This window comes from Paramagnetospirillum caucaseum, from assembly GCF_000342045.1.
Taxonomy (GTDB): domain Bacteria; phylum Pseudomonadota; class Alphaproteobacteria; order Rhodospirillales; family Magnetospirillaceae; genus Phaeospirillum; species Phaeospirillum caucaseum.
Genome location: NZ_AONQ01000089.1, coordinates 1 through 15,235, shown reverse-complemented (window position 1 = coordinate 15,235; position 15,235 = coordinate 1). Strand labels below are relative to the sequence as shown.

General features: G+C 66.9%; 16 protein-coding genes. 8 read left to right on the top strand and 8 right to left on the bottom strand.

All coding sequences use genetic code 11. From position 1 onward, the window contains the following. The first annotated feature begins 178 nt into the window (after nucleotides 1-178). Nucleotides 179-1,636: a hypothetical protein gene (locus H261_RS20530; protein ID WP_008621446.1), complete on the top strand. Its 1,458-nt coding sequence runs from the start codon at nucleotides 179-181 to the stop codon at nucleotides 1,634-1,636. Between the two features lie 25 nt (nucleotides 1,637-1,661). Beyond that, nucleotides 1,662-2,291: a leucyl/phenylalanyl-tRNA--protein transferase gene (gene aat, locus H261_RS20525; protein ID WP_008621444.1), complete on the top strand. Its 630-nt coding sequence runs from the start codon at nucleotides 1,662-1,664 to the stop codon at nucleotides 2,289-2,291. Here the strand turns inward: aat and H261_RS20520 are convergent. From H261_RS20520 to H261_RS20505, 4 genes are read right to left on the bottom strand one after another with little or no spacing between them, the layout of a single operon-like run. Next, on the bottom strand, nucleotides 2,288-2,686 hold the full coding sequence (locus tag H261_RS20520) for a DUF2155 domain-containing protein (protein ID WP_008621442.1): 399 nt from the start codon (nucleotides 2,684-2,686) through the stop codon (nucleotides 2,288-2,290). The two genes, aat and H261_RS20520, sit on opposite strands and share 4 nt — an antisense overlap. Further along, entirely contained in the window at nucleotides 2,686-3,174 is a 489-nt protein-coding gene (mlaD, locus tag H261_RS20515) for an outer membrane lipid asymmetry maintenance protein MlaD (RefSeq protein ID WP_008621440.1), read from the bottom strand. Before mlaD ends, H261_RS20520 begins: the two co-directional genes overlap by 1 nt. An 11-nt stretch (nucleotides 3,175-3,185) precedes the next feature. Next, nucleotides 3,186-3,677, bottom strand: coding sequence for an MlaD family protein (locus H261_RS20510; RefSeq protein WP_008621438.1), 492 nt, complete (start codon nucleotides 3,675-3,677; stop codon nucleotides 3,186-3,188). Nucleotides 3,678-3,701: 24 nt separating this feature from the next. Further along, on the bottom strand, nucleotides 3,702-4,052 hold the full coding sequence (locus H261_RS20505; protein WP_008621437.1) for an NADH:ubiquinone oxidoreductase subunit NDUFA12: 351 nt from the start codon (nucleotides 4,050-4,052) through the stop codon (nucleotides 3,702-3,704). A gap of 358 nt (nucleotides 4,053-4,410) precedes the next feature. On the opposite strand from H261_RS20505, the gene H261_RS20500 reads away from it, so the two are divergent. Then, a complete protein-coding gene (locus tag H261_RS20500; protein ID WP_008621436.1) occupies nucleotides 4,411-8,082 on the top strand; it encodes a vitamin B12-dependent ribonucleotide reductase in 3,672 nt (1,223 codons plus the stop codon). Nucleotides 8,083-8,239: 157 nt separating this feature from the next. On the opposite strand, the gene H261_RS20495 is transcribed toward H261_RS20500, so the two are convergent. Both H261_RS20495 and H261_RS20490 read right to left on the bottom strand, forming a co-directional pair. Beyond that, nucleotides 8,240-8,419, bottom strand: a complete 180-nt coding sequence (locus H261_RS20495) for a hypothetical protein (RefSeq protein ID WP_008621435.1) — start codon at nucleotides 8,417-8,419, stop codon at nucleotides 8,240-8,242. A gap of 110 nt (nucleotides 8,420-8,529) precedes the next feature. Then, a complete protein-coding gene (locus H261_RS20490) occupies nucleotides 8,530-9,288 on the bottom strand; it encodes a substrate-binding periplasmic protein (protein WP_008621433.1) in 759 nt (252 codons plus the stop codon). 154 nt (nucleotides 9,289-9,442) lie between these two features. Between H261_RS20490 and H261_RS20485 the strand changes: the two genes are divergently transcribed. Further along, complete coding sequence (locus H261_RS20485; RefSeq protein ID WP_040477041.1) at nucleotides 9,443-9,910, top strand: TlpA family protein disulfide reductase; 468 nt, start codon at nucleotides 9,443-9,445, stop codon at nucleotides 9,908-9,910. Here the strand turns inward: H261_RS20485 and H261_RS20480 are convergent, their stop codons facing one another. Next, on the bottom strand, nucleotides 9,911-10,144 hold the full coding sequence (locus H261_RS20480) for a DUF1127 domain-containing protein (RefSeq protein ID WP_008621431.1): 234 nt from the start codon (nucleotides 10,142-10,144) through the stop codon (nucleotides 9,911-9,913). It lies immediately after the preceding gene. Between the two features lie 162 nt (nucleotides 10,145-10,306). Here H261_RS20480 and H261_RS20475 point away from each other — a divergent pair, with 162 nt between their 5' ends. Beyond that, nucleotides 10,307-10,774 (top strand): RidA family protein, encoded by a 468-nt coding sequence (locus H261_RS20475; protein ID WP_008621430.1) that lies wholly within the window; start codon nucleotides 10,307-10,309, stop codon nucleotides 10,772-10,774. Here H261_RS20475 and H261_RS20470 read toward each other — a convergent pair. Continuing rightward, nucleotides 10,771-11,964 carry a GGDEF domain-containing protein gene (locus H261_RS20470; RefSeq protein ID WP_008621429.1) on the bottom strand — a complete coding sequence of 398 codons (1,194 nt, stop codon included), beginning with the start codon at nucleotides 11,962-11,964 and terminating at the stop codon, nucleotides 10,771-10,773. The genes H261_RS20475 and H261_RS20470 overlap by 4 nt on opposite strands. Nucleotides 11,965-12,180: 216 nt before the next feature. On the opposite strand from H261_RS20470, the gene paaI reads away from it, so the two are divergent. The 3 genes from paaI to paaK are packed head-to-tail and all read left to right on the top strand — an operon-like array spanning nucleotide 12,181 to nucleotide 15,228. After that, nucleotides 12,181-12,636, top strand: coding sequence for a hydroxyphenylacetyl-CoA thioesterase PaaI (paaI, locus tag H261_RS20465; protein WP_008621428.1), 456 nt, complete (start codon nucleotides 12,181-12,183; stop codon nucleotides 12,634-12,636). Continuing rightward, nucleotides 12,637-13,839 (top strand): 3-oxoadipyl-CoA thiolase, encoded by a 1,203-nt coding sequence (pcaF, locus tag H261_RS20460; RefSeq protein ID WP_008621427.1) that lies wholly within the window; start codon nucleotides 12,637-12,639, stop codon nucleotides 13,837-13,839. Nucleotides 13,840-13,899: 60 nt separating this feature from the next. After that, nucleotides 13,900-15,228, top strand: a complete 1,329-nt coding sequence (paaK, locus tag H261_RS20455; protein ID WP_008621426.1) for a phenylacetate--CoA ligase PaaK — start codon at nucleotides 13,900-13,902, stop codon at nucleotides 15,226-15,228. Nucleotides 15,229-15,235 lie beyond the last annotated feature (7 nt).

Here is a 15,235-nt window from a genome sequence, read left to right as displayed (position 1 = left end):
GGTTCGACCGGACGAGTTTTACAGTATCAACCAGATACGGAAATCACCTTATGGGGAACATACCTCTAAAGGCATATCAATCCCGGCAGCCAGGACGCCCGTCCGGGAAATAGCAGATGATCGCCGGCGGATTTATTGCTAAACCCCCGCATTGCCTGAGTGACAGCCGAGAGGGGCCGTGAACAGAACCGACGCCTACACGCTGACCGTCGCCGGGCTGGCCCTCCTGGCGCTCTGTCTGTTCGCCTATCCGGTCCTGCGCCTCGGCACCGTTCTGGAAATCGACTACAACGAGGGCTGGAACGCCTATCAGCAGATGCGGGCCATGGCCGGCCTGTCGCTGTATTCGGCCGACACCCCGATGTTCGTCAACAACTACCCGCCGCTCTCCTTCTATCTGGTGGGGATGCTGGGAACCCTGACCGGCGACATGGTGCTGGCCGGGCGGGTGCTGTCGTTGCTGGCGGTCGCCGTCATCGCGCTGTCCGCCGCCCTGGTGGCCCGCGCCGCCGGAGCCCGGCGCCTGGACGCGGTGCTGTCCGGTTCGGCGGCGCTGGGCATGCTGTCGGGTTTCGCCGCCGATTACGTGGGGGTCAACGACCCGCAATTGCTGGCCCAGGGTTTCCTGTGCGCCGGCTTCGCCCTCTATGTCGACCGCCGGGGCGGGGCCGCCCGCCTGCCCCTGGTCGCCCTGCTGTTCGCGGCGGGGCTGCTGTGCAAGCACAACGTCCTGGCCCTGCCGCTGGTCACCACGCTTCACCTGCTCTGGCGGGGCGGCAACCGCGAGCGCGTCCTTTATCTCGGTACGGGCCTGGGCCTCGCCGCCCTGGCGCTGGCGGTGATCGACGCCAGGTTCGGCACCGACTTCTTCCGCAACCTGCTGGCGTCGCGCCAATACGACCCGGCGCGCGGCATCATCCTCAGCACCGAGATGCTGGACCTGCTGCAGGCCCCCATCGCGGTGACCGGCCTCTATTTCCTGCTGGGCCGCGACGGGCGCATCGCCACCAAGGTCGGCGCCTATCTCGCCCTGAGCCTCGTTCTGGCCATGGGCTTTTCGGGTGGGGCGGGCGTCGATACCAACATCTTCTTCGACGCCATGATCGCCTGCGCCATGGGCGCCGGTCCGGCGGCGGCCTGGCTGCGCGCCCGTCCGGGCGCCGGCCCGCGGGCCGGCGCCGCCCTGGCCCTGCTGCTCCATGCCGGGCTGATCTTCCACATGCCCATCGCCCTGGGACGGTTCGCGGTGGACATGGCCGGCGACCTGAAGGAGCGGGAAAGACTGTTCCTCGCCGACATCGCCTGGCTGAAGACGGTGCCCGGCCCGGCCGTGTGCGAATCCATGCTGCTGTGCCTCAGGGCCGGCAAGCCCATGTGGATCGATCCCTATGCCGCCACCCAGGCGATCACCAACGGCCGTCTGCCCGCCGATGCCTTCACCGGCCTGCTGGCCCGCCACGAGGTCGCCGTGGTGCAGATCACCAGCCGCCGCGCCCACCATGCCGACGACCCCGAGGGCGCCCAATCCATGCCCCCCCGCTTCATCAACTTCGCCGACGAGGTGTTCGACGAGTTGGACCGGTCGTACCGGCTGAACCGGGTGGGCATCTCCGGCCGCTTCTATCTTCCCAAATAGCACCGCCTGCGGGTAGCCTGGACGCATGCGCCCGCTGACCTCGGACCTGCTGCTGCGCGCCTATGCCTCGGGAATCTTTCCCATGGCCCGGTCGCGCGACGAGAACCGCCTGTACTGGATCGATCCGGAACGGCGCGGAATCCTGCCGCTGGACGCCTTCCACGTCCCGAAAAGCCTGCGGCGGACCCTGCGGGCGGGCCGCTTCGAGATCCGCTGCGACACCGCCTTCGAGGCGGTGATGCGCGCCTGCGGCGAGGCCACCGCCGACCGCCCCGAGACCTGGATCAACGATCAAATCGTCCGGCTGTTCGTCGAACTGTTTGAGCTGGGTCTCGCCCATTCCATCGAGGTCCGCCAGGACGGGGAACTGGTGGGCGGGCTCTACGGCCTGGCCCTGGGGTCGGCATTCTTCGGGGAAAGCATGTTCTCGCGCCGCACCGACGCCTCCAAGGTGGCGCTGGTCCATCTGGTGGCCCGGCTGCGCCACGGCGGCTTCCGCCTGCTGGATACCCAGTTCGTCACCGACCACCTGAAGCAGTTCGGCGCCGTCGAGATTCCCCGCGCCGAGTACCAGCAGCGCCTGGCCGACGCCCTGGACGAACCAGCCCGCTTCGAGCGCGACGGCGCTGTTTCCTGGGAAGAGGCGCTGGGTTAGCGGGTCTTGCCCCGGCAGTCGAGGACCCAGATGTCGTAGACCGGGTGCTCCATGGCCGACAGCGCCGGGCTGGAGGCGAACATCCAACCGCGGAACAGGGCCGCCGCCGGCTGGTCCTTGCGCAATTCCCAGATGTCGAGGAAGGCGGCGCTTTCCGGCTGGTCCTCGGGGCGGCGCTTCTTGCAGGCGCGCACGATGATCTCCAGCGCCCCCACATGCACCGGTGCCCCCACCGGGGCCTCCACCGTCACCACGCGGGCGGTGACCTTGTCGAGCCCCTGCAGCACCGCCGTGTCGAAGGACAGGTCGGTGCCGGTCATCTGGGCGGGCTGCGCCGCCACGGAAGACGCGGCAAGGACGGCCGCACCGAAAGCCGCAGCGGCAAGCCCCTTCATCAGGGCGCCTTCTCGGCCGGCGGCTGACCCGACGGCCCCTGATTGTCGGAGGTGGCCAGGAAGATCAGCTGGCCGACCATCTCCTCGATGGACTTGAAGTTCTTGGAAGGCCCCAGGGCGCCGCCGGCGGCGATCATGGAAGCCGATTTGCCCGGCGCCAGCTTGACGAATTTGCCGCCCAGCAGACCCTCGGACGAAATGCTGGCCACCGTGTCGCTGGGCAGGGCGATGCCGTGCGCCACCGACAGCTTGACCACCGCGTCATAGGTCACCGGGTCCAGGGACTGGGAGGCGACGGTGCCGACCTTGATGCCGTTGATCTTGACATCGGCGCCGGTGTCCAGGCCGCCGACGCTGGCGAAGGTGGCGGTGATCTCGTAGCCCTCGATCTTCTTGAGGTTGGCGTGGTTGTAGGCGAAGACCAGGAAGAAGCCCGCCACCGCCAGAACCACGGCACCCATGATGGTTTCGATCAGATTCCGTCCCATGGCCTACCTGCTCAATTGATGGTGGACGGCAAGGGCTTGTCGAGATAGCCGCGCTTGGCGCGACCCTGCTGGATGATCATGTCCAGCAGGTCCTCGATGACCACCGCATCCTGGGTATAGAGAATTTCGGCGCCGGCTTTCAGCATCCGCTCGTCGCCGCCCGGTTTGAGTTCGATGAACTTGGCGCCCAGCAGGCCGTCGGTGTAGATCACCGCCGCCGTGTCGCTGGTCAGTTGGATGTCCTTGCGCAGCCTGAGCGTCAGCAGGGCGCGGTAGCGCTCGTCCAGCCCCTGCTCGACCACCCGGCCGACCACGGTGCCCGACAGGCGTACCGGGCTGCCCACGTTGATGCCGTCGGCGCGGTTGAAGCGGGCCTGGAGCGGGTAGCCCTCGGTGCTTTCATTCCCCTTGCCGCCCACCGCGAAGGCGAGCATCAGCAGCAGGGCTCCCGCCAGCACGACGGCGCCGCCTGTCACGGTATCGCGATCAACGCGGCTGACCATGCCCCCATCCCCCCGTCAGAACGATCAGGGCTGCCACGCCTCGTAATCGCCGGTGGCGCGGTCGCGCTTGCCGCCGGCCAGATCGTGCCCGGGGGGCAGGTACGCCCCGGCCGAGCCGGTCTTGTTGGGCTGGTGCGGCTGCTGCCAGGACTGGCGGGCCGCGTCGGTCAGCGGCTTGTCGCTGGTGTAGTGCAGCCAGGCGTGCCATTCGGGGGCGACGCGCGACGCATCGACCTTGCCGTTATAGACCACCCAGCGCTTGGTGCGCCGGCCCTTGGCCTCGCTGCGCTCGGTATAATAGCGGTTGCCCTCGGCATCGGTTCCAACCAGCTTGCCCTTGGCCCAGGTGAAAAGCAGGGTGCCCAGCGTCGCCATCTCGATCCTCGCGAAACAAATGTCGGGCGGACTATAGGCAAAAGGCACCCTCCCCGTCCAGAGGGGTTGCACGCGTCCCGCCCGTCGGGGCGAAAACGGCGGAAATGAGCCATGAGCACCACTACCGGTGCCAAGTTTCGTCGATTTCAAACACAATATGATGTGAATGCTTCGTAAAGAATCGTTGACGCAGCCGAGCCCCGTGACATAGGCTGCGTCTCTGTCGAGGGAAAACCACAAGATATTGTGGACGACACGGGAGAAGGGGGGAGACGCGCCCGCAAGTGGGCGCCTGCCGCCATCCTTGTGTCCGCCCCGGCGGGTTCGTCCAGGGATCAAGCGGAGCAGAGGGGCCATCATGCGCGTCCAGCGTCACTACACCAAATCCGGCGAAACCGCTTATGACGGAATCCAGTTCCGCAAGGCGTCCAGCGAGATCCGCAACCCCGACGGATCGGTGGTGTTCTCCGCCACCGACATCGAGGTGCCCGCCGACTGGTCGCAGGTGGCCTGTGACGTCCTGGCCCAGAAGTATTTCCGCAAGGCTGGAATCCCCGCCAAACTGAAGCGCGTCGCCGAGAAGGGTGTCCCCGACTGGCTGGCCCGCCACGAGCCCGATGCCGAGGCCCTGGCCAAGCTGCCCGAGAAAGAGCGCATCGTCGGCGAGAAGAGCGCCAGGCAGGTGTTCGACCGCCTGGCCGGCACCTGGACCTATTGGGGTTGGAAGGGCGGCTATTTCAACGCCGAGGAGGACGCCAAGGCCTTCCGCGACGAGATGGCCTGCATGCTGGCCCGCCAGATGGGCGCGCCCAACTCGCCGCAATGGTTCAACACCGGTCTGCATTGGGCCTATGGCATCGACGGCCCCGGCCAGGGCCATTCCTATGTGGACTTCAAGACCGGCAAGCTGGTCCGCTCCAAGTCCGCCTACGAGCATCCCCAGCCCCACGCCTGCTTCATCCAGTCCATCGAGGACGATCTGGTCAATGAAGGCGGCATCATGGACCTGTGGGTGCGCGAGGCCCGCCTGTTCAAATACGGCTCCGGCACCGGCACCAATTTCTCCCGGCTGCGCGGCGAGGGCGAGAGGCTGTCGGGCGGCGGCCGTTCGTCGGGCCTGATGAGCTTCCTCAAGATCGGCGACCGCGCGGCGGGCGCCATCAAGTCGGGCGGCACCACCCGGCGCGCCGCCAAGATGGTGGTGGTGGACGTGGACCACCCCGACATCGAGAACTTCATCTCGTGGAAGGTGCGCGAAGAGCAGAAGGTGGCCGCCCTGGTGGCCGGCTCGCGCCTCGCCGCCCGCCACCTGGGCGAGGTGATGGCCGCCTGCCGCGAGTGGGATGGCGCTGACGGCGAAGCCCGCTTCGACCCCAAGGTCAACGCCCGCCTGAAGAAGGCGATCATCGACGGCCGTAAGTCGGAGATCCCGGAAAACTACATCCAGCGGGTCATCCAGTTCGCCCGCCAGGGCTACACCCAGATCGACTTCCCGGTGCTGGACACCGACTGGGATTCCGAGGCCTACCTGACCGTTTCCGGCCAGAATTCCAACAATTCGGTACGCGTCGACAACGCCTTCCTCAACTCCGTCCTGCAGGACGGCGATTGGGCGCTGAAGCACCGCAACTCCACCAAGACCGCCAAGACCCTCAAGGCCCGCGACCTGTGGGAGCAGATCGGCGAGGCGGCCTGGGCCTGCGCCGATCCGGGCATCCAGTTCGACACCACCATCAACGAGTGGCACACCTGCCCGGAATCGGGCCGCATCAATGCGTCCAATCCCTGCTCGGAGTACATGTTCCTGGACGACACCGCCTGCAATCTGGCGTCCTTGAACCTGCTGTGCTTCCGCAACGACGACGGTTCGTTCGACGTCGAGGGCTTCCGCCACGCCTGCCGGCTGTGGACCATGGTGCTGGAAATCTCGGTGCTGATGGCCCAGTTCCCCTCGCCCAAGATCGCCGAACTGTCCTACGAGTTCCGCACCCTGGGGCTGGGCTACGCCAATGTGGGCGGCCTGCTGATGGCGGCCGGCATTCCCTATGACAGCGACAAGGGCCGGGCGCTCACCGGCGCCATCACCGCCCTGATGACCGGCGAGGCCTACGCCACCTCGGCCGACATGGCCGAGGAACTGGGCGCCTTCGAGGGCTTCGAGAAGAACCGCGCCGCCATGATGCGGGTGATCCGCAACCATCGCCGCGCCGCCCACGGCATGGGCACCGGCTATGAGGGTCTGTCGGTCACCCCGGTGCCGCTGGACGCCGCCAACTGCCCCGACGCGCCGCTGCTGGCCGCCGCCCGCCAGGCGTGGGACGAGGCGCTGGCCAAGGGCGAGAAGCACGGCTTCCGCAACGCCCAGTCCACCGTGGTCGCCCCCACCGGCACCATCGGCCTGGTGATGGATTGCGACACCACCGGCATCGAGCCCGACTTCGCCCTGGTGAAGTTCAAGAAGCTGGCCGGCGGCGGCTACTTCAAGATCATCAACCGCATGGTCCCCGAGGCCCTGCGCACGCTGGGCTACAACGCGGCCGATATCGCCGAGATCATCCGCTACGCGGTCGGCCACGCCTCGCTTCGCGGCGCGCCGCACGTCAACCACGACAGCCTGAAGGCCAAGGGCTTCGACGACGCCATGCTCGAGAAGATCGAGGGCCAGTTGGAAAGCGCCTTCGACATCAAATTCGTCTTCAACAAGTACGGCCTGGGCGAGCAATTCTGCACCGAGACCCTGGGGATCCCGAAGGACAAGCTGGACGACTACACCTTCGACATGCTGGCCTGGCTGGGCTTTAGCCGCGAGCAGATCGACCTGGCCAACACCTACGTCACCGGCGCCATGACCCTGGAAGGCGCGCCCTTCCTCAAGGAAGAGCATCTGGCGGTGTTCGACTGCGCCTCGCCGTGCGGTCGCATCGGCAAGCGTTCCCTGTCGGTGGACAGCCATATCCGCATGATGGCCGCCGCTCAGCCCTTCATCTCGGGCGCCATCTCCAAGACCATCAACATGGCCAACAACGCCACGGTCGAGGATTGCAAGAACGCCTACATGCTGTCCTGGCGTCTGGGCATCAAGGCCAACGCGCTGTACCGCGACGGCTCCAAGCTCAGCCAGCCGCTGCAGGCCTCCCTGCTGGAGGATGCCGGCGAACTGGCCGACGAACTGGCCGGCGCCTCCATGACGGCGCGCACCGAGATCGTCGCGGAGCGCATGGTCGAACGGGTGATCCAGCAGGTGCAGGCGCGGCGCAAGCTGCCCGACCGCCGCAAGGGCTACATCCAGAAGGCCATCGTCGGCGGCCACAAGGTGTACCTCCACACCGGCGAGTACGAGGACGGCAAGCTGGGCGAGATCTTCATCGACATGCACAAGGAAGGCGCCGCCTTCCGGGCCATGATGAACAACTTCGCCATCGCCATCTCGGTGGGCCTGCAGTACGGCGTGCCGCTGGAGGAATTCGTCGAGGCCTTCACCTTCACCCGCTTCGAGCCGTCGGGCATGGTGGAAGGCAACGATACCATCAAGATGTCGTCCTCCATCCTGGACTACATCTTCCGCGAGCTGGCCATCTCCTACCTGGGCCGCAACGACCTGGCCCATGTGGAGCCCGCCGACCTCACCCCCGACACGGTGGGTCGCGGCGCTCAGGAAGGGCTGCCGGAAGCGGCTTCCGCCGCCGCCGCCGCCCAGCATCTGGCGGTGGTCGAGAAGGTGGCGTCACGCGGCTACGTGCGCTCGTCCAACCTGCTGTTCATGAAGCGGGCCTCGGGTCCAACCTCCATGTCCGCCGACATCTCCGGCGGCGCCATGCAACTGGCGGCCGCCGCCCAATCGGCGGTCAGCATCGCGGTGGACGCCGAGGCCCTGATCCAGGAGTTCGACGCCCGCGCCGAACAGATCCGCACCGCGCGCATGAAGGGCTATGAAGGCGACGCCTGCCCCGAATGCGGCAACTTCACCCTGGTGCGCAACGGCACCTGCCTCAAGTGCGACACCTGCGGCGGGACCACCGGCTGCTCGTAAGACAACCCCGGCGCGGACTCGAACTTAATCTCCTCGGTCCGCGTACCGAAGGGCCGGCCCTCAGGGGCCGGCCCATTTTCGTTGGCCGGGTCGGCAAAAGAAAAGACCCCAGCCCGGGCGGGTTGGGGTCGAGAGGGGGAGAGAGCCGTAACCGCCCTCAGGCGGCCTGACGGGAGTGCCGTTCGGCGATGGGGGCCAGGATGGCGGCCATTCCCGGGTAGAGCGCCATCAGCCGCCGCGCCTCTTCCATGGCCAGATCACGGTCAACGGACTCGCCGTTGGCCTCGGCATCCAGGTGGGTCAGCAGGGTGCCGACGTCCGTCCATCTGAATGTCATGCCCCCCTCCCCGTCATTGGTTCACCCGGGCATCCTACCATCGGAGGAATGGAGGGCCGCCCCACGAGTCGTATCAAATTTCCATCATTCATGACGAAAGTCCGCGTCCCTTAACGCACCCCCTTCTCGGCCCCGGTGCGGGCGACGATGTCGGCCACCAGCTTGCCGTTGCGGCCCAGCCACTCGTCGAACTCGGCGATCAGTTCCGGGGCCTTGACCGAGGACAGCCGGTAGCTGTCGGCCACATGGGGCAGCTGGGGGGCGAAAGCCAGGGTCCCGGCCAGACCGGGAAGGGTATCGGCGGTGTTCAGGGCCACCGCCACGTTGACATAGGCGCCGTCGATACGCTTGGTCTGTACCTGCCGCAGCAATTGCTCGAACGAGGAATTCTCCTTGAGTTCCACCGAGCCGGAGCGCAGCCGTTCGCCCCAGGCGAAGGGGGTGAAGCCGGCGATGGTCCCCAGGCTATGGATGGCTTCGGGGCCGACCGACAGGATTTCGCGGCGGACGATGGTCCCATCGATATAGTTGATCACCGGCTTGGAGAAGGCGGTGGTCCGACCCTGCCGCAGGGCGGGCTGCCAATCGGGGGAATCAGGAAACTTGAGGTCGATACCGCCATGGTTCAGTTCGGCATAGAGCCGCTTGACCGGCAGGGGCTGGAAGGTCAGCCGGTGCCCCTTGTCCGCCGCGAAGGCGTCGAGAATTTCCCGCGCCGCGCCGCGGAACACCCCGTCGCGCACGCCGTAGACCGGGGAATAGTCGATGGCCTCGACCCCGATCACCAGATCGCGGGCCTGTCCCGGCATGCTCAGCAGGCACAGCAGCCCCGCCGCGATGATGCCGAGTCTTGCCGATCCGAACCGCATGGCCTTGTCTCCCCAATAACGCGCCCGGATTGAAGCACGCCGCCCCGGTGTGATCAACCGTGACGAAACGTCACGCCCTTGACCGTTGTCAACGCCCCGGCAAACCTGGAACAATATGGTCCGGGCCGGCCCGGCGGAGCATGGAGAGGATTGGGTGAAACGAATTGTCGCGGCACTGCTGCTGGTGCTGGTCTCGGCGCTTCCCGCCGCGGCCGACCCCCGTCCCTTCATGCGCGGATCGTGGCAAAGCCTGATCGAGGCCCATGCCGGGCGACCGCTGGTCGTCCATTTCTGGTCGCTGACCTGCGCACCTTGTCTGGCTGAACTGCCGCAATGGCGCGAGACCGTCAAGAGCGGCGGCATGGATTTCATCCTGGTCTCCACCGATCCGCCCGAGGACTGGCCCAAGGCCGAGCGCACCCTGAAGCGCGCCGGACTGGACAAGGTGCAAAGCTGGGCCTTCGCCGATTCCTTCGTCGAGAAGCTCCGCTTCGAGATCGACCGCACCTGGCGGGGCGAACTGCCCATGACCATGCTGGTCTCGGCCTCGGGCGAGCGCCAGGCGCTCACCGGGACCGTCAGCCGCCAGGACATCGAGTCCTGGCTGGGCCGTGACCGCTGATCAGGCGCGGGGGTTCCAGCCGGCCACGAAGCTGTCGATATCGTAGACGCCGATATCCTTCAACTCGCGGTGATCCAGTCCGTACAATTCCTCGCGCAGGCGGGCTCGCTCGAAATGCACGGCCAGGGGGGCGACGATCCGGCTGTCCAGGAAGTCGACGGCCAGCCCCAGAAGGCTGCGGCCATCGGAAGCCGGGGAGGGAGAGCAGGGCCGAATGGTGGGGGAAAGAGACATGGCGAAGTTCCAATCTTGAATGACACCAAGAATCATATGGAACTATGGTGCGTCGCAACAATCACCATGATTGCATGGGCCCATGCCCGCAACGCAGGCATGGATGACAGGCCGGCCGGCAGGCGATAGGCTGTCTCCCCCACCACCAGCCAGGAGCGGACCATGAGCGGACCCATCAGCCAACGCCTGAAGCAGTTGGGCATCGAACTGCCCACGCCGCCGGCCGCCGTGGCCAATTACGTGCCCTTCGTGGTCACCGGCAACCTGCTGTTCGTCTCCGGCCAGTTGCCGCTGGAGAATGGCAAGCTGGCGGTGACCGGCAAGCTGGGCGACGGCGTCGCCCTCGAGGACGGTATCCGGGCGGCCCGGCTGTGCGCCATCAACCTGCTGGCCCAGGTCCGCGCCGCCGCCGGCGGCGACCTCGAGCGCATCCGGCGCCTGGTGCGCCTGACCGCCTTCGTGGCCAGCGCGCCGTCCTTCACCGATCAGCCGAAAGTGATCAATGGCGCCTCGGACCTGATGGTCGAGGTGCTGGGCGAGGCCGGACGCCACGCCCGCGTCGCCGTGGGCGCGCCGTGCCTGCCGCTGGATGCGGCGGTGGAGATCGAGGCAATCTTCGAACTGAGCTAGGCCGGTACAGACGCCGCCGTCTCGGCCAGCAGCACGTCGCCGCAGCCGATCACCCGGTCCTTGCCCGATTGCTTGGCGGCATACATGCGGTGGTCGGCGCGCTCGACCAGTTCGTTCCAGCTTTCGGTCCCGTCGGCGATCCGCTCGGCCACCCCGACGGAGGCGGTGAGCGGGCGTCCGTCGGGACGCATGCCGAGACCGGCGGAGCGCAGGCGGGCGATGGCGATGGCGGCCCCCGCCGGATCGGTGTTGGGCATCACCGCCAGGAATTCCTCGCCGCCCCAGCGGATCAGGATATCGCCGCGGCGCAGCACCTTGCGCAGCGAGGTCGAGGCGTTGCGCAGGGCGTTGTCGCCCTCCTCGTGGCCGTACTTGTCGTTGATGGACTTGAAGTTGTCCAGATCGACGAAGGCCAGGGACAACGGCGTCTTGGACCGCATGGCGGTGACGAATTGCTGGACCAGCATCTCCTCGCCCACCCGGCGGTTATAGGCCCGCGTCAGGCCGTCATGGGACGACTGGTCCACCAGTTGGCTCATGAAGTGCAGCTGGCTCATGCCCGACAGGGTGGCCACCATGGCCAGCAGCAGCAGCAGCCACTGGGCGCCCAGATGGGAGGCGAAGGGCAGCAGCTGGTAGCCCAGCACCCCGGTCAGGAAATAGGCCGCCACCAGCGGCAGCCCCAGCAGGGCGCCTTCCAGGGCGGTGATGGGGAACACCGAGAGCCCCGCCACCATGACGAAGGGCAGGAAGGCATAGCCGGCGGCGATCACCTGCTGCGCCGGATCATTGATGGCGAACTGGGCCAGCAGCGGATGGCTGATCAGGAAGAACACCGTGGGAATGGTCAGCAGCCACACCAGCCCCCAGCGGGCCACCGCCACGCTGTCGGAACCGCGATAGGACAGCGCCAGCAGCACGAAGGCGATGGAGGCCATGACGCGCAGCGCCGCCAGATACATGGCCAGCGTCGTCTCGAAAATGATCAGGTCGACGGGAATCCACAGCGGCGTCAGCACGGCGAAGGTCGCCGCAACCAGCCGGACGCGCGACAGGATGAGGAGCGAACGCCGGCGCTGCACGAAGGCCGATTGGCGGGTCGGCAGGAACAGGTCGAAGATTTCCGACATCGTCATTCCGGAGAAGACGATGGCCAGAACCTTCTTTATAACGGCTTTGAAAACAAGCACGTCGATGCTTCCTTATGCCCTTCTGCGGACTTTGGCTGACGGTAATGCGGGACTGGAATCGTTGCAAGGAAAACTACTTCCTTGGTGTATCCCCAGGGGGGACATGGAACCATGCTTTGGTTTGACATCTTCGCCGCATCTGCCGATTGACGCCGCCGGGGTTAATTCGGTATTACGATACCAAATTGGGCAATGGGCCCTGCGGAGTGAAACACGATGCCCCATCGGGCTGCCGAGGAACCTCAGCGTCAGGCGCTGGCCGAACGGGTCGGCGCGGCGTTCCTCGAACGCGATACCGCGTCGCGCCTGCTGGGAATCGGGCTGGACGAGATCCGCCCCGGCTATGCCCGCCTGTCCATGATCGTGACCGGGGACATGCTGAACGGCGTCGGCATCTGCCACGGCGGCTTCACCTATACCCTGGCCGACACCGCCTTCGCCTATGCCTGCAACGCCCATAACCGGGTGGCGGTGGCGCTGTCGTGCACCATCACCTACCCCGCCGCCGGCCGCCAGGGCGACCGCCTCACCGCCGAATGCCGGGAAATTCACCGCAAGGGCCGCAACGGCACCTACGACTGTACCGTCACCACCCAGGACGGTGACGTCGTCGCCCTATTCCGCGGCCAGTGCCGCATCCTCGAAGGCCATATCGTCGAAGGAAATCCATAGATGACCGAAGCGCTGATCTGCGACTACACCCGCACCCCCATCGGCCGCTACGCCGGCGTGCTGGCCGGCATGCGCACCGACGACCTGGCCGCCCATCCCATCAAGGCGCTGATGGCCCGCAACGCCGGCGTGGACTGGAGCCGCCTCGACGAGGTGGCCTATGGCTGCGCCAACCAGGCGGGCGAGGACAACCGCAACGTGGCGCGCATGGCGCTGCTGCTGGCCGGCCTGCCCTACGGCGCCGGCGGCACCACCTTGAACCGCCTGTGCGGCTCGGGCATGGACGCGGTGGGCTATGCGGCGCGCGCCATCATGACCGGCGAGGCGGAACTGATGATCGCCGGCGGCGTGGAGAGCATGAGCCGCGCCCCCTTCGTCATGAACAAGGCCGACAGCGCCTTTTCCCGCGACGCCCGCATCTATGACACCACCATCGGCTGGCGCTTCGTCAACACCCTGATGGAAAAGGCCTTCGGCACCGATTCCATGCCGGAAACCGCCGAGAACGTGGCCGAGCAGTTCAAGATCGACCGCGCCGACCAGGATGCCTTCGCGGCCCGCTCCCAGGCCAAGGCCTCGGCGGCGCAGAAGAACGGCCGGTTCGGCCTGGAGATTTCCCCCGTCAGCCTGCCCGCCCGCAAGGGCGATCCGGTGGTGGTGGCCCATGACGAGCACCCGCGCGAGACCACCATCGAAGCCCTGGCCAAGCTGAAGGCGCCGTTCCGGGCCGGCGGCTCCATCACGGCGGGCAACGCGTCCGGCGTCAACGACGGCGCGGCGGCCCTGCTGATCGCCTCGCCGGTCGCCGCCAAGGCGCACGGCCTCACCCCCATCGCCCGCATCCTGGGCATGGCCACGGCGGGCGTCGAGCCGCGCATCATGGGCATCGGCCCGGTGCCGGCCACCAACAAGCTGCTGGCCCGCCTGGGCCTGACCATGGCCGACCTGGACGTCATGGAGTTCAACGAGGCCTTCGCCGCCCAGGCCCTGGCCTGCACCCGGCAACTGGGCCTCGCCGACGACGATTCCCGCGTCAACCCCAATGGCGGCGCCATCGCGCTCGGCCATCCGCTGGGCATGACCGGGGCGCGCATCGTCGGCACCGCCGCGCTGCAACTGGTCCAGACCGGCGGCCGCCGGGCCCTGGCCTCCATGTGCATCGGCGTCGGCCAGGGCATCGCCATGGTCATCGAGAAGGTTTAATCTGCAACTGTCCTGGCGAAGGCCCCGATCAGAGGGCCTCGCCGTTTCGGGAGGGTACCTATGTCCAAGTCCGCTCATCGCCGCGTCCCCGCGCCCAAGGAACTGCTCGACCCCATCGAGATCGCCAGCCGCGACCAGATTTCGGCGCTGCAGACCGAACGCATGAAGTGGTCGCTGACCCATGCCTACAACAACGTCGAGCACTACAGGAAGAAGTGCCAGGAGAAGGGCGTCCATCCCGACGACTTCAAGGACCTGAAGGACCTGGCGAAGTTCCCCTTCACCACCAAGTCCGACCTGCGCGACACCTACCCCTTCGGCATGTTCGCGGTGCCCATGGATGACGTGGTGCGCGTCCACGCCAGCTCCGGCACCACCGGCAAGCCCACCGTGGTCGGCTATACCCAGAACGACATCGACATGTGGGCCGGGGTGATGGCGCGCTCCATCCGCGCCGCCGGCGGGCGCAGGCAGGACAAGTGCCACATCTCCTACGGCTACGGCCTGTTCACCGGCGGCCTGGGCGCCCATTACGGCGCCGAGCGCCTGGGCTGCACCGTGATCCCCATGTCGGGCGGCCAGACGGAAAAGCAGGTCCAGCTGATCATGGACTTCAAGCCCGAGCTCATCATGGTCACCCCCAGCTACATGCTGGCCATCGCCGACGAGATGGACCGCCAGGGCATCGACACCAAGACCTGCCCGCTGCAGGTCGGCATCTTCGGCGCCGAGCCGTGGACCGGCGCCATGCGCGAGGAAATCGAGGCCCGCATGGGCATCGAGGCGGTGGACATCTACGGCCTGTCGGAAGTGATCGGCCCCGGCGTCGCCTGCGAGTGCGTCGAGACCAAGGACGGCCTGCACCTGTGGGAAGACCACTTCTATCCCGAGATCATCGACCCCCATACCGGCGAGGTACTGCCCGACGGCTCCATGGGCGAGTTGGTGTTCACCAGCCTGACCAAGGAGGCGCTGCCGATCATCCGCTACCGCACCCGCGACCTCACCCAACTGCTGCCGGGCACGGCGCGGTCCATGCGGCGCATGGGCAAGATCACCGGACGCTCGGACGACATGCTGATCATCCGCGGCGTCAACGTGTTCCCCACCCAGATCGAGGAACTGATCCTCAAGGATTACCGCCTCGCGCCCCACTACCAGCTGGAAGTGACCCGCGACGGCCATCTGGACGCGGTGACCGTCAACGTCGAGGTCCGCGCCGACCAGCCCTACGACGACAGCGCGCTGGCCGCCGCCGCCAAGGACCTGCAGCACCACATCAAGTCCTATATCGGCATCAGCACCAAGGTGAACGTCCTGGCGCCCGAATCCATCGAGCGCTCCATGGGCAAGGCCAAGCGGGTGATCGACAAGCGCCCCAAGGCGTAGGGGCAAG

Bases quoted from the DNA above. Each gene is read 5' to 3' on its own strand.
- H261_RS20490 (WP_008621433.1), bottom strand. From the start codon at position 9,288: ATGCGGTTCGGATCGGCAAGACTCGGCATCATCGCGGCGGGGCTGCTG.
- paaK (WP_008621426.1), top strand. From the start codon at position 13,900: ATGTCCAAGTCCGCTCATCGCCGCGTCCCCGCGCCCAAGGAACTGCTC.
- H261_RS20495 (WP_008621435.1), bottom strand. From the start codon at position 8,419: ATGACATTCAGATGGACGGACGTCGGCACCCTGCTGACCCACCTGGAT.
- H261_RS20480 (WP_008621431.1), bottom strand. From the start codon at position 10,144: ATGTCTCTTTCCCCCACCATTCGGCCCTGCTCTCCCTCCCCGGCTTCC.
- H261_RS20510 (WP_008621438.1), bottom strand. From the start codon at position 3,677: ATGGTCAGCCGCGTTGATCGCGATACCGTGACAGGCGGCGCCGTCGTG.
- H261_RS20505 (WP_008621437.1), bottom strand. From the start codon at position 4,052: ATGGCGACGCTGGGCACCCTGCTTTTCACCTGGGCCAAGGGCAAGCTG.
- H261_RS20475 (WP_008621430.1), top strand. From the start codon at position 10,307: ATGAGCGGACCCATCAGCCAACGCCTGAAGCAGTTGGGCATCGAACTG.
- mlaD (WP_008621440.1), bottom strand. From the start codon at position 3,174: ATGGGACGGAATCTGATCGAAACCATCATGGGTGCCGTGGTTCTGGCG.
- aat (WP_008621444.1), top strand. From the start codon at position 1,662: ATGCGCCCGCTGACCTCGGACCTGCTGCTGCGCGCCTATGCCTCGGGA.
- pcaF (WP_008621427.1), top strand. From the start codon at position 12,637: ATGACCGAAGCGCTGATCTGCGACTACACCCGCACCCCCATCGGCCGC.
- H261_RS20520 (WP_008621442.1), bottom strand. From the start codon at position 2,686: ATGAAGGGGCTTGCCGCTGCGGCTTTCGGTGCGGCCGTCCTTGCCGCG.
- H261_RS20500 (WP_008621436.1), top strand. From the start codon at position 4,411: ATGCGCGTCCAGCGTCACTACACCAAATCCGGCGAAACCGCTTATGAC.
- paaI (WP_008621428.1), top strand. From the start codon at position 12,181: ATGCCCCATCGGGCTGCCGAGGAACCTCAGCGTCAGGCGCTGGCCGAA.